22 protein-coding genes are annotated in these 19,705 nt (G+C 71.1%); 18 read left to right on the top strand and 4 right to left on the bottom strand.

Annotated features, from left to right (window positions below; all coding sequences use genetic code 11):
* Nucleotides 1-272 precede the first annotated feature (272 nt).
* Nucleotides 273-830, bottom strand: a complete 558-nt coding sequence (locus tag ACFRMQ_RS10615) for a hypothetical protein (protein WP_380729143.1) — start codon at nucleotides 828-830, stop codon at nucleotides 273-275.
* A 400-nt stretch (nucleotides 831-1,230) separates the two neighbouring features.
* On the opposite strand from ACFRMQ_RS10615, the gene ACFRMQ_RS10610 reads away from it, so the two are divergent.
* Nucleotides 1,231-1,959 carry a carbon-nitrogen hydrolase family protein gene (locus ACFRMQ_RS10610; protein WP_380729141.1) on the top strand — a complete coding sequence of 243 codons (729 nt, stop codon included), beginning with the start codon at nucleotides 1,231-1,233 and terminating at the stop codon, nucleotides 1,957-1,959.
* A 178-nt stretch (nucleotides 1,960-2,137) separates the two neighbouring features.
* Here ACFRMQ_RS10610 and ACFRMQ_RS10605 read toward each other — a convergent pair whose 3' ends face one another.
* Nucleotides 2,138-2,467 carry a hypothetical protein gene (locus tag ACFRMQ_RS10605; RefSeq protein ID WP_380729139.1) on the bottom strand — a complete coding sequence of 110 codons (330 nt, stop codon included), beginning with the start codon at nucleotides 2,465-2,467 and terminating at the stop codon, nucleotides 2,138-2,140.
* Nucleotides 2,468-2,674: 207 nt separating this feature from the next.
* Here ACFRMQ_RS10605 and ACFRMQ_RS10600 point away from each other — a divergent pair, with 207 nt between their 5' ends.
* From ACFRMQ_RS10600 to ACFRMQ_RS10575, 6 genes are all read left to right on the top strand, one after another.
* Complete coding sequence (locus ACFRMQ_RS10600; RefSeq protein ID WP_380729137.1) at nucleotides 2,675-3,055, top strand: hypothetical protein; 381 nt, start codon at nucleotides 2,675-2,677, stop codon at nucleotides 3,053-3,055.
* Nucleotides 3,052-4,797, top strand: coding sequence for a relaxase/mobilization nuclease domain-containing protein (locus tag ACFRMQ_RS10595; RefSeq protein ID WP_380729135.1), 1,746 nt, complete (start codon nucleotides 3,052-3,054; stop codon nucleotides 4,795-4,797). Before ACFRMQ_RS10600 ends, ACFRMQ_RS10595 begins: the two co-directional genes overlap by 4 nt.
* Nucleotides 4,798-4,813: 16 nt before the next feature.
* On the top strand, nucleotides 4,814-5,947 hold the full coding sequence (locus ACFRMQ_RS10590; protein ID WP_380729133.1) for a hypothetical protein: 1,134 nt from the start codon (nucleotides 4,814-4,816) through the stop codon (nucleotides 5,945-5,947).
* A gap of 133 nt (nucleotides 5,948-6,080) precedes the next feature.
* On the top strand, nucleotides 6,081-6,290 hold the full coding sequence (locus tag ACFRMQ_RS10585; protein WP_380729131.1) for a hypothetical protein: 210 nt from the start codon (nucleotides 6,081-6,083) through the stop codon (nucleotides 6,288-6,290).
* 82 nt (nucleotides 6,291-6,372) lie between these two features.
* Nucleotides 6,373-6,900, top strand: a complete 528-nt coding sequence (locus tag ACFRMQ_RS10580) for an SMI1/KNR4 family protein (RefSeq protein ID WP_380729129.1) — start codon at nucleotides 6,373-6,375, stop codon at nucleotides 6,898-6,900.
* 73 nt (nucleotides 6,901-6,973) lie between these two features.
* A complete protein-coding gene (locus tag ACFRMQ_RS10575; protein WP_380729127.1) occupies nucleotides 6,974-7,357 on the top strand; it encodes a contact-dependent growth inhibition system immunity protein in 384 nt (127 codons plus the stop codon).
* A gap of 563 nt (nucleotides 7,358-7,920) precedes the next feature.
* Here the strand turns inward: ACFRMQ_RS10575 and ACFRMQ_RS10570 are convergent.
* A complete protein-coding gene (locus tag ACFRMQ_RS10570) occupies nucleotides 7,921-8,952 on the bottom strand; it encodes an NlpC/P60 family protein (protein WP_380729125.1) in 1,032 nt (343 codons plus the stop codon).
* A 219-nt stretch (nucleotides 8,953-9,171) separates the two neighbouring features.
* On the opposite strand from ACFRMQ_RS10570, the gene ACFRMQ_RS10565 reads away from it, so the two are divergent.
* From ACFRMQ_RS10565 to ACFRMQ_RS10530, 8 genes are all read left to right on the top strand, one after another.
* Nucleotides 9,172-9,588: a hypothetical protein gene (locus ACFRMQ_RS10565; protein ID WP_380729123.1), complete on the top strand. Its 417-nt coding sequence runs from the start codon at nucleotides 9,172-9,174 to the stop codon at nucleotides 9,586-9,588.
* A gap of 3 nt (nucleotides 9,589-9,591) precedes the next feature.
* Nucleotides 9,592-9,876 (top strand): hypothetical protein, encoded by a 285-nt coding sequence (locus ACFRMQ_RS10560; protein ID WP_380729120.1) that lies wholly within the window; start codon nucleotides 9,592-9,594, stop codon nucleotides 9,874-9,876.
* A 61-nt stretch (nucleotides 9,877-9,937) separates the two neighbouring features.
* A complete protein-coding gene (locus ACFRMQ_RS10555) occupies nucleotides 9,938-10,693 on the top strand; it encodes a hypothetical protein (protein WP_380729118.1) in 756 nt (251 codons plus the stop codon).
* A complete protein-coding gene (locus ACFRMQ_RS10550) occupies nucleotides 10,690-12,123 on the top strand; it encodes a hypothetical protein (protein WP_380729116.1) in 1,434 nt (477 codons plus the stop codon). Before ACFRMQ_RS10555 ends, ACFRMQ_RS10550 begins: the two co-directional genes overlap by 4 nt.
* The gene (locus tag ACFRMQ_RS10545) at nucleotides 12,120-13,586 is read left to right on the top strand and encodes an SCO6880 family protein (protein ID WP_380729114.1); all 1,467 of its coding nucleotides are present in this window, start codon (nucleotides 12,120-12,122) and stop codon (nucleotides 13,584-13,586) included. The genes ACFRMQ_RS10550 and ACFRMQ_RS10545 overlap by 4 nt, the downstream gene beginning before the upstream one ends.
* Nucleotides 13,587-13,694: 108 nt before the next feature.
* Nucleotides 13,695-15,119 (top strand): ATP-binding protein, encoded by a 1,425-nt coding sequence (locus ACFRMQ_RS10540; RefSeq protein WP_380729111.1) that lies wholly within the window; start codon nucleotides 13,695-13,697, stop codon nucleotides 15,117-15,119.
* Nucleotides 15,116-16,852 (top strand): type IV secretory system conjugative DNA transfer family protein, encoded by a 1,737-nt coding sequence (locus tag ACFRMQ_RS10535; RefSeq protein ID WP_380729109.1) that lies wholly within the window; start codon nucleotides 15,116-15,118, stop codon nucleotides 16,850-16,852. The genes ACFRMQ_RS10540 and ACFRMQ_RS10535 overlap by 4 nt, the downstream gene beginning before the upstream one ends.
* A complete protein-coding gene (locus ACFRMQ_RS10530) occupies nucleotides 16,845-17,438 on the top strand; it encodes a DUF4913 domain-containing protein (RefSeq protein WP_380729107.1) in 594 nt (197 codons plus the stop codon). The genes ACFRMQ_RS10535 and ACFRMQ_RS10530 overlap by 8 nt, the downstream gene beginning before the upstream one ends.
* Before the next feature lie 148 nt (nucleotides 17,439-17,586).
* Here ACFRMQ_RS10530 and ACFRMQ_RS10525 read toward each other — a convergent pair whose 3' ends face one another.
* Complete coding sequence (locus ACFRMQ_RS10525; RefSeq protein WP_380729105.1) at nucleotides 17,587-17,868, bottom strand: transposase; 282 nt, start codon at nucleotides 17,866-17,868, stop codon at nucleotides 17,587-17,589.
* A 422-nt stretch (nucleotides 17,869-18,290) separates the two neighbouring features.
* On the opposite strand from ACFRMQ_RS10525, the gene ACFRMQ_RS10520 reads away from it, so the two are divergent.
* Genes ACFRMQ_RS10520 through ACFRMQ_RS10510 form a run of 3 tightly spaced genes read left to right on the top strand, consistent with a single transcriptional unit; the run spans nucleotide 18,291 to nucleotide 19,656 of the window.
* The gene (locus ACFRMQ_RS10520; RefSeq protein WP_380729103.1) at nucleotides 18,291-19,166 is read left to right on the top strand and encodes a helix-turn-helix domain-containing protein; all 876 of its coding nucleotides are present in this window, start codon (nucleotides 18,291-18,293) and stop codon (nucleotides 19,164-19,166) included.
* Complete coding sequence (locus ACFRMQ_RS10515; RefSeq protein WP_380729101.1) at nucleotides 19,163-19,393, top strand: DUF397 domain-containing protein; 231 nt, start codon at nucleotides 19,163-19,165, stop codon at nucleotides 19,391-19,393. The genes ACFRMQ_RS10520 and ACFRMQ_RS10515 overlap by 4 nt, the downstream gene beginning before the upstream one ends.
* Nucleotides 19,390-19,656 (top strand): DUF397 domain-containing protein, encoded by a 267-nt coding sequence (locus ACFRMQ_RS10510; RefSeq protein WP_380729099.1) that lies wholly within the window; start codon nucleotides 19,390-19,392, stop codon nucleotides 19,654-19,656. The genes ACFRMQ_RS10515 and ACFRMQ_RS10510 overlap by 4 nt, the downstream gene beginning before the upstream one ends.
* Nucleotides 19,657-19,705: the final 49 nt, after the last annotated feature.

The raw sequence follows: 19,705 nt of genomic DNA, 5'->3' as shown, positions 1-19,705 counted from the left end.
GGCCGGGCACCCGGCCCGGCCGTCACGCTCGGCCCGGCACAGCACCGGAGGCAGACGCGGTCGACCCTCGGGCCGAGCTCTCCTTCGCCCGCCGCCAGTCGGCCATGGTGCTGTACGAGAGAGGGTGACGTGCTGGTACGCGATCTCGCCAGGCATCTTGGCGAAGCCGACCGGTCGGCCGGTACGGATCCTGCGGGCCGTCTACGCCGTCCTGGCCTCTGCGTCAGGCCCCGCGGGAGGGCCCCTGGCCTGCCAACCGTCAGGTCGCTCGGCTACCAGTGCCGATCGCGCCATTCCGCGTCGGGGATGCGGCCTTCCGAAACGTCAACGCAACGCTCCGCCCAAGACGGGGCGACGAGCACCGGCCGGCTCAGGACGACGTCACCGGCGCGCTGCGCGCGAAGGACCACTCCCAGCGCCTGCGAGCCGGGATCGCCGAACTGACCGTAGGTCAGGTCGTACCCGCGGGTGGACGTGTACCCGGCGAAGTCGGCTTCGAGTTCGGACGGCACGCGGCCGACCAACGACAGTGCCTCCAGCGTGACCTGCGGGCCGCGCAGCGCGTTGACGGCTACGCACACCAGGCGTTCGGCATCGTAGTAGGCCGTGAGGGCAGGATGGTTCGACGACTGCGGGAGGAAGAAGTCGTCACTCAGCACCCGGCCGTAGTGACTCGTGCTCCTCGAGGAAGGCTCCAGGAAACCGTCGAGTGCCTCCAGCACGTCCTCGTAGCCCATGCCGAACCGCAGCGGGCCGACGCTCACACGCGGATCCAGCCTCCATCGGAGCCGGTCGTCCTCCTCGGCGACCGTCCACCAGGTGTCAACCACTCTCGGCACTCCCCTTCCTCGGCACTCCCCTCCTCGGGCCTTCACACGATGCCGGAGCCAGCGGCCCGCCTCCGCCGGCCACCGGACCGAGCTGCCACACGTTACCCGCCCCCACCGACAGGTGCCCCGGGCGGAGACGTCACCGTGTCGGAGTCCTCATGGCGCGACTCGCCGTCGGGCGTCCGACGCTTCCGCACGCGCCTGCTCGGCCACCCGCTCGGCCGGGCACGCGGAGCGGGACCACTCCTCCGCCCCGGAAGTCCGCCGCCTGGCGTCCGGGTCCGGGTCAGGCAGGAGGGCCGACGGGTTCCGGACGGTCGGAGGGCCCCGGACCCGGGGTTTCCGCCCGGGGTTCCGCCCGGGGTTCCCGGGGTTCCGCCCGGGGCGGGCAGGCGGGATGATGGCCGGTGTGATCATCGCAGCTGCGCAGTTCGCCCCGGCCGCCGGGGATGTCGAGGCCAACGTCCGGACGGTGTCCGGCCTGATCCGCCGAGCCGGTGCCGAGGGGGCCCGCGTCGTCGTCCTTCCCGAGCTGGCCCTCACCGGCTACGAACCGACCCTCATCCGCGCCACCCCGGCCGTCCTCCTCACCGAGTCGGACGCCCGGCTCGATCCGCTGCGGGAGGCCTGCCGGGCGGCGGGGGCGGCCGCCGTCGTCAACGCACCGGTGCTCGGGCCGGGGGCTCAGGGCCGGCCGGGGATCACCTCGCTGGTCGTCGGTCCGGACGGCGAACTCCTTGCCCGCTACGACAAGCGGCACCTGTACGGCGTCGAGGCCGAGGTCTTCGCCCCGGGCGGCGCCGACGGGCGCTTCACCCTGGACGGCGTCCGGTTCGCGCTCGCCACCTGCTACGACAACCGCTTCCCCGACCTCGCCGAGCGGGCCGCCGCGGACGGCTGCGCCGTCTATCTGGCGAGCTCGGCGCTGGACGCCGACAACGACTCGTTCGAGAAGGTGTACCCGGTACGGGCCAGGGAGTTCGGGCTGTCCGTGGTCCTGGCGAACCTCCTCGGCCCGAGCGAGGCGGGCCTGTGCGTGGGCCGCAGCGGCGCGTGGGGCCCGGACGGCGAGCGGATCGCCGACGCGGGCCCCGACCGGGAGGGGTTCGCCCTCGCCGAGGTGCACTGACGGGCCGAGGCCACCCAGTCGCAAAGCCGGACGCGCGTCTTCGTCGCGTCAAGGCCCGAAGGATGTGCCCCGGAGTCGATGGAACACTGACCACTAACTCGCTGTACGCGGCTGTACGCGGCCACCCCGCGAGGGTTCACCACCTCCCGACCAGGCGGCGACGACGTCGCGTCGGCGCTCAGCCGGCTTGTACGCCGACGTGGTCGAGGCTCTCCCCGTCACCGGGTGAGGGGACGGGGAGAATGGTCCTGCCAGTCGGGGCGTGCTTCCGGGGCCGCCCTTTGGGACGGCGCGCGGGCGTCTCCGCCCCCAGCCGGGCGAGCTCCTCCGCGCTCCAGCCGGCCGCCTCGGCGGCTGCGTAGGCGATTCCGTACGGGGCCTCGGTGTCGGCCAGCTGATCCTTGAGACGCTGTCGCTCCGTCATGACGGCTGCGAGCGAGACAATGGCCTTCTCACGGTCGTCCTGAATCTCGCGCATTCGCCTCAGGAACTCGTCTTCTCTCGTCATGCTGCGGATCGTAGAGCCATCACTTCGAGTGGTTTCGAAGCCTCCCGCAGAGATCACCCGTGCCGGTGATTTTCAGCTGCCACTCCGGCGTATCAGCCGACAGTCGGTTCGATCGCACAGCAGTGTGACGCAGCAGGAAATCACGACGAGGGCCGCCTTCGTTCCGGTCCCCGGAACGCCGATCCGCGGAGCCGAGGAGGATCGACGGTGAGTGGTACGGAGGGCGCGCGACGGCGGGAGCGGCAGATGCGGTCGCCGCGGTCGAACCGGGTGAACCTCGCGTACAACGACGCCGAGCTGACGATCGTGCGCGAGGCGGCGAAACGTGACGGCATGGTGGTGTCCGCGTGGGTGGCTCGGAAGGCGTTGGAGGTCGCCAAGGATCAGCTCGTGCCGGTGTCCGCGGACGCCCGGGACGTGCTGGCGGAGCTCGTCAGATCGCGCGGGGAACTGGTGCGGGTCTGCGAGGGGCTGGGGTCGGTCGGCCCCTCGGACGCACAGCCCGCCACTCGTCTCGTCCAGGAGGCCGTGCAGCGGGTCGACCGGGCGACGATGCAGTTGATGCGGGAGCGGGCGTCGCGCTGGTGATCCCCAAGAGGGCGAAGGACGGAAGTGACACCGCCGGACTGCTGCACTACCTGTACGGCCCCGGAAAGCGGGACGAGCACGAGGACCCGCGTCTGATCGCCGCCTGGGCGCCGTGGGTGCCCGACCCCGCGCGGTCGCCGGACACGACGGTCGGGGATCTCGCGCTGCTCCTGGACGCTCCGGTGCACGCTGCCCGGGGCAGCACGCCGGCCGAACACGTCTACCATGTCGCGGTGCGCGTGGCGCCCGAGGATCCGCTTCTGACGGACGAGCAGTGGGCCGAGGTCGCCCGGTCGATGATGAGCGCCGCCGGCATCGCTCCGCGGGGCGAGAGATGGGGCTGCCGCTGGGTGGCGGTCCGGCACGCGGACGACCACGTCCACATCGTCGCGACGAAGATCCGCCAGGACGGTATCCAACCGGATCTGCGCCAGGACATCGTGCGGATGCAGCAGCTCGCCCGGCGGTTGGAGGAGCGGTGGGGACTGCGCCGGCTGACGTCAGGGGATCGGACCGCGCGGCGGTGGCCGACGACCGGCGAGACTCGAAAGGCCGCACGCCGTCACCTGCCGGTGAGCGCGCGCGAGCAGCTCCAGTGGACCGTCCGCACGGCCGCGGCGGCCGCGGCGAGCGAGGACGAGTTCTTCGCCCGTCTCCACTCCTGCGGCCTGCGGGTGGCGCAGCGTCGCGGCCCAGGCGACGGCGCCGCGACGGGCTACTCGGTCGCGCTGCCCGGCGACCGGGACCGGGCCGACCGGGCGGTGTGGTTCGCGGGCTCGGGCCTGGCCTACGACCTGTCGCTCCCCCGGGTCCGCGAGCGCTGGCAGGTCCCGATCCCGGAGCCGGAGGTGGCGCCGCACGCGTTCTGGCAGACGCTCGCGCACCACCTCGGCGCGGTGTCGGGTTCGCTCGGCCGGGGCGGACGGCGGGCAGGGGCCGGCGACGTCGCCGCGCTCGGCGACCTTCTCGTGGTGGCGTCCGACGCCGCGCCTCCCCTGGCCGGACCGAGTCTGCGCGCCTCGGCGGCGGAGTTCGAGCGGGCCGCCAGGGCTCCTGGCCGGCGCGACCTGGACGGTGAGGCGCGGATGCTGCTTCGTTCCTCGGCCCGGATCCTCGTGTCGTCGGCCAGGTCGTCCGGCCACAACGACGCGGCCGCCTTTCTGGGGTTCCTGCTGGCGCTGGTCACCGCCGTCACGGCTGCGCGGCTCTGGCACGAGGAACAGGGCCATCACCTCCAGGCCGACGCGGCCGGTAGAGCCGGCCGGTCGTTGCAGGAGGCCGTGGAGATGAGCATCGGGGCATCCGCGGGTACCGGAGCCCGGTCGCGCACGAGGCGGGCGGGACCGGCCGACGTCGGCCCCGGCCGGCCGTCACGGCTGACCGACGCGGTGACGAGGGCCCTTCCCGACCAGGCCTCGGTGGTCCTGGTGGATTCCGTCTGGCCGGTCCTGCGCGGACGCCTGCTGGCCTTGGAGCGGCAGGGCTTCGACCCCGCCGCGGTCCTCGCGGCGGTCGCGGCGCGGCGTGAGCTCCGCTCCGCGGCGTCCATCGCGCAGGTTCTCGTCTGGAGGCTGGACGGGTGGGCCCGTACGCACGGGGCAGCGCCGGACACGCGAGCGGTGGCAGCTGCTCCACTGTTCACCTCCACGCCTCCACCGGGGGCCAGGAAGACCTCCGGTCCCGCGGCCGGTGCGAAGCGTTCCCCCATCAACGAACCGGAAGGGCCCAAACGGGGCCTGTGACCGACAGGAGTTCGCGATGACCACGCCCTACCCGGGAGAACCGTTCGCCGACGCGGTCGGCGAGGCGGTGCAGACGTCGACGGCCGCGGTGCGTCTGGTGCTGGCCGTCGCGGACGCGGTGCGCCGCGCGGCGCAGCTCAGATCGGGGCGGGAGCACCCGCTGCCGCCGGCCGACCCGGCCGTTTCCGAGGCGGCCGGGGATCTCAAGGCCCTGCTCGCCCCTGACGTGGCCTGGATGCTGATGTCCGGTCCGGACTGGCCGGTGATGGCGCGGCAGCTGGTCGCCTTGCGGCGGTCCGGTGTGGACCTGGAGGAGTTCCTGCCCCGGCTGGGGGACATCGCGGTGTCGGTGCGGAATGCCGTCCTGGCCGGCTCGGCGCGGCTCACGGACGAGCGGACGCGGGAGTGGGCGGAGCTGCTCCGTGCGGGCATGCCGGCGGGTCCGGTGCGCGAGGCGATCCTCGCCTCTCCCCTGTGGCCGGAGATCGCCGCGACGATGCGGGAGCTCCTGGAGCGGGGCGTCGACGTCCGGCGGCTGCTGGCGGCCGCGTACGCGGAGGGGGTCGGTGTCGATCAGGCGGTCGGCCGGGGGTCTGACGCCGCTCGGCGGTCGGCGGGCGGGCCGAGCCGGGATTCCCTTCGCTCCTACGGTCCGCTGACGGTGGGGCTGGATCTGCCGAGGGACCTCGACCTGGGGGACCGCCGGAGGGCATTGGCGCAGCTGGGCGTGAGCCGGGTGGAGAACGACCGTTTCGTCCGCTGGGTCCAGGAGGCGTTGCCCGGACGGGAGCGCGAGGCGGCGCTGCTGGTGACCTCCCGCCAGTGGCCGCTGCTGGCCGCCCGGATGGCGCGGATGCAGGACGACGGCGAGCCGGTCCGGGATCACCTGGCGCGGCTGACGCGTGATCGCGGCTGGGAGTCCGGCCCCGCCTCCTCCCTCGTTCCCCGTCTGGTCCGGGCCGCCACCGAGGCGCTGCGCAGGCCGGCGTACGACGCGGTCACGTCGGCCGCGGTGGTGACCGAGGCGGCCAGGGCCACCTCGGCGGCGGGGCCGCCCCCGTCTCGGACGCGCGGCGCAGCGCCCGGCGGCCCCCGGCCCGCCGCTCACCGGGCCCCCGTCCCGAACCCCAGCGCGGGACGGTCGCGGTAGCGGCACCACTCCCATCGGCCCGGCCGGTGGACGGGGCGCCCGACATGGCTGCCCCCGTCGCTGAGGCTGGGCGATGATCTCCTCGTGGACGACCTCCTGAAGTTCCTTCACGCCCGCTACGAGGCGGACAACCATGCCCTGTGCCGAGGTGGCCTATCGGTTCGGGGCTGACGCCTTGCTTGACAGCCACCTGCCGATGCTCGACCTCGTCGACATCCCGGCCCGGGACTATGAGGCGATGGATCCGTCCGACGCACGCTACGTCGGGCTCGGCCATGCCCTGCGCGTTCTCACGCAGTCGTACGCCGAGCACCCCGGCTGCGGGGAGGAGTGGCGACCCTAGAACCTGGTCCGATGGATGGCGGTGTCTCGTCCGTCCAGGGTGAGCGGACGTTGATGACACTGGTAGTCGCTAGCCTCTCCACGTGACTCAGACAAGTGATCGACAGTTCCCTGCCGCACTCGCCGCCGCGCTGTCGGTCCCGTTCGACTACGCCGACGGCAAAGGGATCGACTTCGAGCCCTTCCCGGCATTCCTGCCCGCCGAGGACACCAACGACTGGCTCCGGGCCTGGACTGGCAACACGGAGTTGAGCGGTGACGACTTCCGCGTGTTCGGCCAAGACGGCACGGGTGGACATGCGACGTTCTGGCTGATCCGGCCAGGCCGCCCACTCATCGACCAGCCCATCGTCTTCCTCGGCTCCGAAGGTGAGACCGCTGTACTGGCGCGGGACCTGGGCGACTTCCTGTGGCTGCTCGCTGGAGGCGTCGGCCCCTGGGAAGCGGCCACCACGTACGAGCCCGACTGGAGCCCCCGTCCCAACCGGCAACTGGCGGCCGTCGCCGAGCGATTCGCCCCCGGCCGACAGCAGCCGGCCACTGCCGTCATCGAGCAGGCAGCCCAGGAGTTCCCCAACTTCGACGACATCATCATGGAGCTGTGCCGCTGACTCCGACCGGCGCTCCGCCGTCGCGGAGCGCGTTTGAGACCTGTCGTGGGACGATCCTTCGGTGACTCGACGCGTGAACCGTGACCGCTCCCTTGAGGAGCTTGAGCATGATCGTTGGCCGGCCCCGACAGGCGATGTCACCCGCCTTGTGGCAACCGTGCATGCGCTGCGGCGAAGGTCGATCGGCGAACTGACCGTCGAGGAGCTGCGTCTGCTGATCAGGCAGGACGTGGGCGTTACCCATGTCCTGCCGGTGGCGCTGGAGGTGCTCCGAGGCGACCCGATGGCGGAGGGCGACATGTATGAGGGTGATCTGCTGGCCGCCGTACTCGCCGTGAGTCCGGAGATCTGGAGCGAGTCGCCCGAACTCGGGCTCGAGCTTCGTCTGATCGTCTCGGAGCTGCGTGGTCTCACGCCGTTGTTGAGGCGAGATGTAGAGCGCTTCCTGGCTCTGTAGGTCGGTGGGGCCCTCTTCAGGTGTCGAGTGTGTGTGGCGAGCTGTGCCATCTCCTGCTGGCGTTGCCAGGTCGTGGGTAGCGCTCTGGGCCCTCGGTCGCGTTCCGGCCGGTCGAGGTGGTCCAGAGCGAAGCGGACGTGTTCGAAGGTGACGCCCGACTCCCGGGCCCACCCTGAGTAGCGCTGCCGACCCGTGAACCAGCGCGTCTCCCGCACCGGCAGTCTCGCCGGCACGTCATCGACCGACACCTGATCCAACGAGGTCTCCACGATGGCACCACTGCCGCTGCGACGGCGCACCGTCACATTCGAGGCCGACGACACGGAGGGACCTTCGGTGATCAAGACATCAGACCGGTCACTCATGGCGTGGCCGTCCCCCTCCGGCCGAACCTGGACGGTGTGAACCGGCTTCAGATCACCCGCGATGGGTGAAGAATCAGGGAATCGGTAGGTGCTGCTGTCGAACCGCCTACTCGGTGCCCCACTGGCCTTGCGCATGCGCAACGTGGGCGCAGAGTCAGCGGGAATGCGCAAAGCGCAGTGGGAACCTACAGACCCTTCCTACGGTCGCGTGGCGCCCGCGAAGTCGGCGGCGGGCATGTCCGCGACGGGGGCCTTCTTGACGAGATCGCCGGTCTTCGGCGCGGAGATCATCAGTCCGTCACCGATGTAGAGAGCCACGTGGTAGACGTGGCCGCTGTCGCTGCGGCGCCAGAACAGCAGGTCGCCGGCTCGGAGGTCGGCGTGGGCGACGGGGCGGTCGGCCGTGGCGGAGTACTGCTCGGCGGCGGTGCGGGGAAGACGGCGGGCGGGCCAGTAGGCGTACTGGACGAGCGCCGAGCAGTCCCAGCCGACCGTCTCCTCGGCCAGGCACCGCCCGTCCCGGTACCCGCCGTCCGCGTCGCAGTGGCCACGGCTCGGACCGGCCGGGGAGCCGCCGCCGTAGCTGTAGGGCACGCCCAGCTGGGTGGCGGCCCGGCGGGCGGTGTCCGGGCCGACGCCGTACCCCGTGATCTCCGAGAACGGGCCGGTGCCGTGGAAGCGGCCCAAGTTGCCCATGATGTCCGCCACATAGCGTTGGGTCTCGGCGTACGGCGGCACACCGTGGCCGGCCTCCACCGCGGCCCACCCGGCGTTGTAGCCGGCCAGTGCCAGGCGGCGGGGGTCGTCGGCGATGCCGGACGCCGCCGCCTGCCCGAGCAGACTGCACATCAGCCGCCCTTGCGCCATCACGGCGTCTCCGATGTCGAAGGGCGACGCCGTGCCGCTGTGATCGTCGTCCCTCCCCCAGGTCGCCCAAGTGCCCGGCATGAACTGCGCCGGCCCTTCCGCGCCGACCGGGCTGCGCGCGTCGGCGCGGAATCCGCTCTCCTCGAACAGCTGGGCCGCGAGCAACTCCGGTGTCAGCGCCGGGTCACGACAGTCTCCGGCGGCCCGGAGCACCCATGACCGGTACTCCTCGGGCACCCCGCCGACCGGCACGCCGCCCTTCTCGGTGGCGGCCCCCGCCGTCGCCATCAGGGCGAACACCGCGACGACCACGACGAGCAGCAGCACGAGCGGGACCGCGCACCCGACCAGAACCTTCTTCACGGAGACTCCCCTTGTGACGTGCGCCGATAGGCCCGAATGGGCGGATGGCCGTGCCTTCCGCACCACCAGGGGCGTTACGTCACGTGGCCGAATCATGACGGCCTCGCTCGTGGTCGAAAGGCCGCTCTGACAACGCGAGTTACTGGGGGAGGTTGCGCCGTGGCGCCCAATCCGGTGGTACCGGCTCAGCAGGCACCCGCCATCCCGAGGTACGGGCTCATGCCGGTTCACGGCTACGACATCGCCTCCGCCGTGGTGCTTCGGATGCTCGACGGGGACGACGGCCGGGGCCTGCGCGCCCGCGGACTCGGACCGGGAGAACCGGTGCCGTACGGCGTCCAGCCGGTGATCGTCGCCCCCAGCACCGTCTACGGGACCGTCCAGGTGGAGGCGATCGTCCGAAGGTGGCCCAGCGCTCTTGCGAAGCCCTGGCTCGTCGTGGTGGCCGACGTCCCCGCCCGCCCCGCGGCGGCTGCCCGTTACCGTCTCCGCGCCCTCGGCGGACGCCTCGCCGGAACGGCGCACCTGCCCTACCTGCCGGCGCTCCGCGCGGTCGAAAGCGCCGAAGACGCCCTGGCCGACGCCGCCGTGGCACGCGCGGCCCTCCGGCTACGTGCCCAGCTCGAAGGGAAGTGACTGATGTTCATCGCCGAAGACCCCAAGAACTCGGGGCTGATCCCCGCCGCCAAGCCGACCAAGATCCCGGGGATGGACGGGACGGTCAGCACGTTGTTCGGCTATGGCCTGTGGATCCTCCTGCTGGCAGGTGTTGTCGCCGCCGGCGTCGGGGTGTGGAAGCTCGCCATGTCCGACAAGTCCCGCCACGGCGGTGGGTCCGAACCGTTCAAGTGGATGGGCAGCGGCGTCGCGGCCGTCCTGCTCGCCGGATCGTTGATTTCCATCCTCAACGGCATCGCGGGCTGACATGAGGAAACCGAAGCGGAGCAGTCGTCTCGATCGGACCGTGGTGTGGGGATCAGTCGTCATGCTGGCTGCGGTGCTCGGGCTGACCGGGTACGCAGTTCTGATCGACGACGGCAACGACCCGACGCCGCAGTACGGGGGCGCGATGTCCACGCCGTCCCCGGTCGCACCGACAACGACCGCAAGTCCTCAGCCTGCGCCCATGTACAGCGTTCCACCGACCTGGACCGAACCGCGACGCTGGCTCGCCGTATCGCGGGGCGCCCGGAAGGCGGCGAACGGGAGGGAAATCGGCTTCCCCGACACCGCCGATGGCGCCATCGGGATGATGGCGGCCGCCTCTCTGATGGACGTCGAAGGAAGCGACACTCTGACGAACCAACACCTCGCGGTCTACAGAACCTACATGCTGCCCTCTGAGCAGTCCCCGACGGCAGAGGCGAAGGTACGCCAAGGCGCGGAGGAAACCGACGCCGGGACGCGCAGAGCCCTCGGGCTGCCGAGCCGTGGACCCCTGCCGAGCGGGGCCTTCATGCGAGCCACCATGATCGGGATCAAGACCATCCAAGTCTCCCCGGCCCTGGTGACCGCGTACGTGCTGACGGTCGTCACCGACAAGGGCGGGGAGATGGTCCCGGAGCAGAGGGTCTACACCGTGGGACTCCTCGGCGCCGTCTGGCAGGACGGCGACTGGAAGCTGTCGGGACAGGCCGTCAAAGCGGGCACGACCCAGTCCGACCAGGGGCCGGCCATCGCGGCACCGGGCGACGCCGCCTTCAACACGGCCGGCTGGACCGCGATCAGGCAAGCCTCGTGAGGTACAGGCTCGCTTCTCTCCTCCTGGTGGTGGCGGTCGTCTTCGGCGCAGGCACGGCCACCGCGCCGCAGGCGGTCGCGGACGACGGCGTCATCGGCTCGATCGTCGAGTTCGGTTGCGCCCAGAGCGCCGTCGGCCTGATCGGGCGGACCCTCGACACCGACTGGTGCAAGAGGGCCGGCGAGGCAACCGACAAAGCGGTCCACGAGGAGTGGGACAACATCTGGACCTCCGCCCTCGGCGATTGGCTCAAGGCGGCCGTCGAACTGTGCAAGCAGCTGATGGCAGTAACATTGACGATCGCCTTGAGAGGACCGTCACTGAGACTGGAGGACACCGGCCTGTGGAGCGGGGACGCCGTGCTGGCCGGCATGATGACCTGGCTCGGCCTGGTGATCTCAGTGTTCGGATTCATGTGGCAAGCCGGGCGCACGGCCATCACCGGCCAAGCCAAGCACCTGCTGCGCGCCGCCTCCGGGTGGGCGCAGAACGCGATGCTGAGCGTCTTCGGGGTATCACTGGTGGCGCTGCTGCTGGCGGCCGGCGACGCGCTGACCGAGGGCTTGGTCCAAGGCGTCTTCCACGATGACAAGACCGCCTTCGACAAGATCATCACCACCATGGTTCCCGAAGGGATCGTGAACCCGGTGATCGTGGCGGGCGGCTCCGTGGTCCTCATCCTGGTCGGCTTCATCCAGCTCGTGCTGGTCTTCCTGCGCAACAGTGCGATCCCGATCCAGTGCCTGCTGCTCCCGATCGCCGGGGCCGGACGTATCGGTGGCGACACCGCCCAGAAGTGGGTACCGAAACTGATCTCCTCGATCCTCGTCGGCATCGCCTACAAGCCCGTTCTCGCGGTCATCGTCTGCGTGGGATTCACCGAGTTCGGAAAGTCGGACGGCTTCAGCGCATGGCTGCGAGGCCTGGCCACACTGGTGCTCGGCATCCTCGCACCCGGACCGCTCACCCGGGTCTTCGCCTCCCTGAGCGAGGAGATCGGTTCGGGCATGGCCGGCTCCGGCGCCGTCGGGGCCGTGGGCGCGATCGGTGCGATGACCAGGCGCGGAAGCGGTGAGATCGCCGACAGCGGGACCACGGACGGTGGAGGAGGCCATCCGGCCACGGCCGTCGAACACGCCAAGCACGTGGAACAGACCATGTCCAAGGGCAAGGCCTACGGCGAAGCGGAGGACGGCGGCAGCGACGCCCTTGCCCAGGCCGCCCGTACCGGCGCCGGGCGGATCCCGCACCCTGCCGCGGCAGGGGACACGGCCGACGGCGGGGACGTGGTCGAAGCCGCCGGCACGGGAGGCGTTGCCGGGGTCGCTGGGACGACAGCCGGAGCGGCCCCCGTGGTCCAGGTCCTGGATGGGCTTGACCAGGCCTCCGAGCGGGGCGCGGGGGAGATCGGAAGCGGAGGACACCTGTGACCACGGCAACCACTGCGACAACACATGAGGTCCCGGACGGACTGAGGGTGCAGGGATTCCGCACACGGCGCGGCTTCGGCCTCGGCGGAATGTCACGGCCCGCCACCATCACCGCGGCGGCGGTGCTGATCGCCGACGGCATCGTCGGAGCCCGGCACCCAGGCACCTTGCTCGTCACCGTGCCGATCACCCTCGCCTTCGCCGGGCTCGCCGCCGCGCGTCGGCACGGCATGTCAGCTCTGGCCTACTACTGGGCCATCCTCGCGTGGCGGCGCGCCAACCGTTCGGGTAGTGCCTCCTACCGACAGGTTCTTCTTCCGCAGCCGTACGCCCTGGACCTTCCCGGCGTCGGTGCGAGTTCCGCGCTGATCGCCGCCCACGACCCCACCACCGGCTGCCCGGTCGGGGTGGTCCAGAACCGGTCCACCGGGGCGATGGCCGTCACCACCCTGCTCGCCCCAGGGGGGACACTCATGGCCACCACCAACGCGGTTCGCGCCGGTCTGCGCAGCTGGAGCTCGGTCCTGGACGCGATGAGCACCGACGAGCAGATCCTGGGTGCCTCCGTCACCATCCAGATCACCCCCGGTGCGGGCGAAGCGCTCGCCGACGATGTCAAGGCCCGCCGTCGACCGGACGCCCCTCGTCTGGCTCTCGACACGATCGACGAACTCGTGCGCACCACGCCACGCGCGACCGCCTCGGTGGCGCCGTGGATGACCGTCATCGTCGACCCGACCGCCGGCACGAACCCTGCGACCGACCTGGCCGAGCAGGTGGCCGAGGCCCTTCGGGTGGTCGACACGCTCGATCTGAGTGGCACCGGCACAGACATCGTTCGACGGGGCACACCCACTGACCTGCGCCGCATGGTCCGTTCCGCCTACGATCCCGCGGTGTTCGACGCCCGGGACGAGGACTTCGCCGAGTTGTCCTGGGGCGAGTGCGGCCCGGTCGCCGCCGACGACCTGCTGGAGGCCTATGCGCACGACGGCGCCGTCTCCGTGAGCTGGGTGCTCCGGGAGATGCCTCGCCGCCCGATCCCCTACAGCGTGCTGCTGCCGCTGCTGAGCCCCGGACGGTTCCAGCGTCGTGTCACCATCTCCTACCGAGTGCTCGACCCGATCGAGGGCGAGGCGGTTCTCGAGCGTGAGATCTCCAACGCCGAGCAGCGTGCCCAGGCGACCGCCCAGGTGCGGGGACGCGCGAAGTGGAGTCAGAAGGCCGACTACCAGCGTGCCGAACAGGCGGCCCACCAAGCAGCGGGCGGTGCCCAGGTCGTCGACTGGACGCTGCGGGTCACCGCCACCGCCCGCTGCGCCGCCGAACTCCCCGGCGCCCGGCAGGAGCTGGAGCGTGCGGTGAAGGCGGCGAAGGGCATCCGGATGCGGCCTGCCTACGGCGCGCAGGCATCCACCTTCGCGGCCGGTCTGCCGATCGGCTACCACCCCCTGGTGAAGTAGGGAACCCGCATGAGGCAGCCGAAGGTTCTGACACCCCGTTGGATTCCCGAGCCGGCCGACGGAGGGCCGAAGCGCGGAGGGATCCGTCGCACGACAGGCTCCCGCCGCGTGTACGCCCCGCGGCTCGGCTGGGGAGGCCTGTACAGCGGCCGGGCAGCCGTGGAGGACACCGGCACCGTCTACACCGGTCCCTCGACTCAGGCCGGCGCGATCTACCCCTTCCTCCTCGGCTCACGACTGCCGCCGCACGGGGTGCCGGTCGGCCGAGACGTGCTCACCGGGGAACTGGTGTGCATCGATCCGTCCGGCTGGACCGGCAAACTCACCACCAACCCGGGCCTGTGGGTCATGGCGCAGCCCGGCGTCGGCAAGTCGGCCCTGATCAAGAGGATCTGCCTCGTCTACGTGGCCTTCGGCCACCTGATGTGTGTCCCGGCCGACGTCAAGGGCGAGTACTCCATGCTGGTACGCGAGCTCGGCGGCAGCGTACTGCGGATCGGCGCCGGAACCGAGCGGATCAATCCCTTGGACTCCGGCCCTCTGAAGCACCGTCTGCCCACGTTGCCGACCGCCGCTCGCGGAGCCCTGTCGGATGCCCTCAACGGCCGGCGTTTGGAGACCCTCGGCGCACTGCTGGCCACCCGGGTCGGGCTCGGACGCCAGCCTGACGAGGTCGAGCGTTCCGCGCTGACCACCGCCGTGCAACTCGCCGCCGACGCCGCCCCGGGCGCCGATCCCGTGGTTCCCGATGTGATCGCCGTCCTCCGGCAGGCCCCTGCGCCACTGCGGGCCAAACTCGCCGCCGAGGGCGACACCTACCTCGGTCTGACCCGTTCGATCGTTGCCGGCCTGGACAACCTGGTCGACGGCCCGCTCAAGGGGATGTTCGACGGACCGACCACGACGCCCGTCGATCTGGCTGCACCGTCCGTCTCCGTCGACATCAGCGCTCTGCGGGCCCGTGGCAACGACGTCGTCTCCGCTGGGATGATCGCCAGTTGGGCCTACACCTACTCGTCCATCGACAGCGCCCGCAGCCTCGGCCTGCTGCGCCGCAAGCTCGTCCTGCCCATGGACGAGATGTGGCGAGCCCTCCGTGCAGGCCCGGGTCTCGTCGATGCCATGGACGCGATCAGCCGCCTCAACCGGACGACGGACGATGTCAGCATCTACGCCACGCATTCGACCCTCGACTCCGAATCCCTGCCCACCGAGGAGGACCGGGCCAAGGCGAGGGGGCTGATGGACCGGTGCGACACCTGGGTGATCGGCGGCTCGACCGACGAGGAACTGAGCCGCGTCTCCGGCAAACGGGCTCTCACCGAGCAGGAACGGATGATGATCACGTCCTGGGCGTCGGCGACCAGCACCGGTCTCGACACCACCGACCAGATCCATCCCGGCCGCGGCAAGTACCTGATCAAACTCGGAAGTCGGCCGGGCATCGCCGCGTCGATGACGCTCACCGCGACCGAACAGCGGCTCTACCACACCGACGCGGGCGGGAACGAGCCTGAGGAGACTCGTCGATGATGACCGAGAACGACCGGGCGTGGCTCGCCGGTGGCGTCCTCGTCGGCGGCTCGGTGGCCTTGTCCGCGGCCACCTGGGCCGGGGCCGCCGCAGGCGCCGTCCTCACCGGAGCCGACGTCCCGCCGCTCAGCCCGTACACCGTCCTCAGGATGGCGCGTGACTGGCACTCCGTCTGGCCGCACTCCCCCACCGCCAGCGGCATCGGCGCCGCGCTCCTCGACCTGGCCGTCGCCGCCGGCATCGTCTGGGGTCTGTGGGCGGGCCTGCGCTGGTTCCACAACGCCTCCCACCTCGCCACCCTCCACCAGGTGCGCGACCTCGCCCCCGAGCGGGCCGCCCGCACCGCCACCCGGCTCCGGGCCTCCCTGCGCGATGTCGCACCCCGCGCCGTCGCCTCGCGCGATCGTGGTGTGCTGCTCGGGGACCACCTGCCCACCGGCGTGGAACTGCGCGGCTCCGACGAGGACACCTACCTCGCCCTGATGGCGCCCCGGGCCGGCAAGTCCTCCGCGATCGCGATCCCGGTCGCCGAGGAAGCCCCGGCGGCCCTGCTGCTGACCAGCAACAAGCCGGACGTCTACGCCGCCACCCTGGCCTCCCGCCGTAGGGCGGGCGACATCTGGGGGTTCGACACCCAGGGCGTCGCCCGGATCGAGCGCGCGTGGTGGTGGGACATCGTCGCCGAGGCCGAGACGCTCGACCGTGCCGAGCGCCTGGCCTCACACTTCGTCAACCAGGTGAAGTCGGACACGGCCGACCCGTTCTGGGCCCAGGGCGCCAGCGATCTGCTGGTCGGCATGCTGCGCGCCGCCTGGTGGGACGGCGCCACCGTGCGGGACGTGCTCAGATGGCTGGCCGACCCCAAGGAGCGGGCGCCGCTGCGGATCCTGTACCAGCACGAGGAGGTCCTCGCCGAACAGGTCGACAGCTCCATCAACATCGCCGAGGAGACCCAGTCCGGCATCTACCAGAACGCCCGCACCGCCGTCAGCGCGCTGCGCGACGAGAAGGTGCTCGCCTGGATGCTCCCCGACAGGCACCGGCCCCGGTTCCGGCCGGAGGAGTTCGCGCTCAGCCGGGACACCCTCTACCTGCTCAGCAGGAAGGGCGGCGCCGCCTCCGCCGTGGTCGCCGCCCTCGCCGACTCCGTGTTCACCGCGGCGTCCGAGGCCGGCGAGCGTCACGGCGGGCGCCTGCCCGAGCCGCTGCGCGCGGTCCTCGACGAGGCGGCCAACATCTGCCGGATCGAGGACCTGCCCGACCTCTACAGCCACCTCGGCTCGCGGGGTATCACGCCGTACACGATCCTCCAGTCCTACCGGCAGGGCGTACGGGCCTGGGGGGAGGTCGGCATGGACGCCCTGTGGGGCGCGGCCACGAAGAAGGTGATCGGTGTCGGTCTGGACGACCCGCGCTTCGTCGGCGACATCGCCACCCTGGTCGGCAACCACGACATCACCCGCGAGTCCCGGTCCAGGAGCCGCGAGGGCGGCTCGACGTCCGTCAGCGAGCACCGCGAGCAGATCCTCGAAGCCGCCCAGGTCCGCGCCATGAAGCGCGGCACCGCCCTGCTGCTGTCCACGGGCATGCCCGTCGCCCAGATCGCCCTGCGTCCCTGGTACGAGGAAGCGGCCATGGCCCACCTCGGTCCGGCGATGACAGCCGAGGAGGCCGCCATCGCCAAGCGCGCCGCCGTCGCCTGGGAGCAGCGGAAGACGGCGCGCCGTGGCTGACGAAGCCTCGAACCGGGCGCTCACCGAGGACGTGGAGGACCTCAAGGCCATGCTCCGGGCCGTTCAGGCCGAACTGCGGGACCTGCGGGAAGCCGGGTCGGGCGCAGCCGGGCCGACGGGCGACGGGGACAGGACGGCTGGCGGGGGCGAGGCACCCGGCGGCACCGGAGAAGAACAGGAAGCCGACGCCGAGTGGCAGTACCCACCCTTTCTCTTCCTCCTCGAAGGTGAGCAGCGGGACGCCGAGCTGCGGCTGCTCGCTGAGTGGGTCGAGGGCGTCCTCGTCCCCGGATGCCTCGCCGAGGTGTCCGCCGAGGCCCGGTGGTGCCACCGGTGGATCGAGCACTGGGACGCCGTCGGCGTGCTGCACGCGATGTGGCTGGCCTGGCAGGAGCTCACCGATCCCGCCACTTGCGGGTACACCGGGCCCAGCGTCTGGTACCGGGATCACTACCGCCCCCATGTCGCCGCCCTGCGCGGCCCGGGCGGCCCGTTCGGCGGCTGCACCAAGGGCGAGCACCGGACCGAGCACCGGTTGCCCGGCCTGGTGCCCAGCGCTTGGTGCGCCACGGAGGACGGAGTCTGATCGCCGCTGCTATCGGGTCTTCCTGCGCGGATGGAGCGCCCCGACCTCTCTCGACAGCTCGGATGCCCGGTGCGCGGGCAACCGCGCCGGGTCCGGCCGGCGGTCCGCCGTCGCACTGTGGGCACGGGCGGCGGCGGTTCGAGGCGGGTCAGGTCGCGGCCGGTGGCCAGAACGTGGGTGGAGTCGGCGCGCTGAGTAGTGCACTCTCACGGACCAGGCCGGCCTCTCTCAGCCGAGCCAGAGCAAGGTCGAGGAGGCGGCCCGTCCTGTCCTTCCGGAGCAGGCGGTCGCGGAAGTCGGTCAGCACGCTGTGGTGGACGCCGGGGTCGTCGAGGTTGATGCCGAGCGAGTACTTGAAGTCGATGCGGCAGCGCACGACCTCGGCGGCAGCGCGATGGGACAGGCCCGGCAGGAGCTGCAGCACGCTCACCGTGGCCAACTGGACCGGCGACAACCCGGGGCGCCCGTCGCGTGGGTGCCAGTCGGCGAAGTCCTCGTCCCGCCGCAGAGTGCCGATCTGGCCCGCGAGACTGACGCACCACCATGATCACCTGCAGCTGAACACCAAGATCCCCGACAGAGCCAAGCCGAGGATCGGAAAAGGTGGGACCCCTGGTACAGGCCTCGGCAAGACGTCACGAGGCCACTGGGGCGCAAGCGAATGAGAGGTGGCAATCCGAATTCGAACACATGCGGTGCGTCACCACCATCAGGTTCCCGCCTTCCCCTCCCGCCGTCAGGCACGTGAATGGCAAAATGCCAATTCTCTTGCCACATGTGTGCCGTGCACACGCTGCCGCTAAGCTGACGGAACGACAGAGCCCCTTGGATCACGGCTTCGTGGAGGGATCGATGACTCCAGCCGTCCCACAGCAACCCCTCGCTGCGCGCAGCAGGTTCGGTGCCGACCTGCGGCATCGACGCGAGGCCGCCGGCTGGACGGCCGAAGAGGTCGGCGCCCGGATCGGGTGCAGCACTTCCAAGATCACGCGGATCGAGACCGGCAAGCGCAGCGCCACCCCAGCCGACTTCGAGGCCCTCATGGACCTCTTCGACGTCTCCGAGCCGGACCGGGACCACCTGGAGGCGCTCTTCCGTCGAGGACGGGCCCGCACGGCCATGTGGTGGGACGCCTACGCGGACGTCCTCAGCAGCAGGTACACGGAGTTCCTCTCCTACGAGCACGAGGCCGCCTCCGCGGCCGAGTACCAGATCGCGCACATACCTGCCCTGCTGCAGACCGAGGCCTACGCCCGCGCCGTCACCGAGGTCGGATTCGCGGCACTCGGCCCGGACCAGGTCGACAGCCTGGTCGAGGTCAAGCACATGAGGCAGCGTCGCCTGTATGGCGAAGTCCCCCTTCGACTGACGGCCGTCATCACCCAGGCGGCCTTGGAGTTCGAGGTGGGAGGACCAGCAGTCCAGACGGCGCAGCTCCGTCACCTCCAGGACGTCTGCCGCCTGGAGACCGTGGACCTTCGAGTCGTCCCGTTCGACCGAGGAGCCGAAGGTGCCTTGACCGGCGCGTTCACCCTGTTCCAGGGCAACGGCCAGGATGCGCCGGGCACCGCCTTCGCCGAGGCCGTCACGGGGACGATCGTGGTTGACGACGCGCTCGGACTTCGGCGTCTTGCCCGTCTCCACACCTACCTCCTGCGTGCCGCCCTCGGCCCCCAGGAGTCGCTGGCGCTCATCGAACAGACCGAGAGAAGACTGACCGCATCATGATCGAAACGAACCGCCTCTACGCCGTCCCGCTCGACGACGTGCGCTGGCACAAGAGCAGTTACACCGCGAACAACAGCAACTGCGTCGAAGTGGCGGCCGTCCCGGGGTTACCGGCCATCGCCATCCGCGACTCGAAGAACCCGGAGATCCCCGCGCTCCGATCCGGCGCCGATCAGGTGCGCTCGTTCGTCCGCGCCCTCGCGGCCGGCACCCTGGAAGAAGCGTGACGACGTACGTGCCGGCCGCCAAGGCCGACCTCTACACGCTCGACCTCCGCGCGGCCCGGTGGATGGCGGCCCCGGGCAGCGATCCCGCGGACCGTCTGGAGGTAGCGCGCCTTGCGGACGGCGCCACTGCGCTTCGGCACTCGGCCACGGGGAAGGTGCTCTTCTTCACCTCGGCGGAGTGGATCGCCTTCGTCCGAGGGTGCCAGGACGGCGAGTTCGAACCGGACATCGACGAGGCCGAGCACCAGGCTGACCGACGTTGACGAAGGCGCTGAATCCGTTGCGACAGATGTAGGGAACCACTGGTTCCCT

Origin of the sequence: Kitasatospora sp. NPDC056783, from assembly GCF_042789895.1 — a bacterium.
In the GTDB taxonomy this organism is placed as follows: domain Bacteria; phylum Actinomycetota; class Actinomycetes; order Streptomycetales; family Streptomycetaceae; genus Kitasatospora.
Note: the sequence above shows the minus strand (reverse complement) of the source record. Positions and strands in the feature narration are given on the sequence as shown.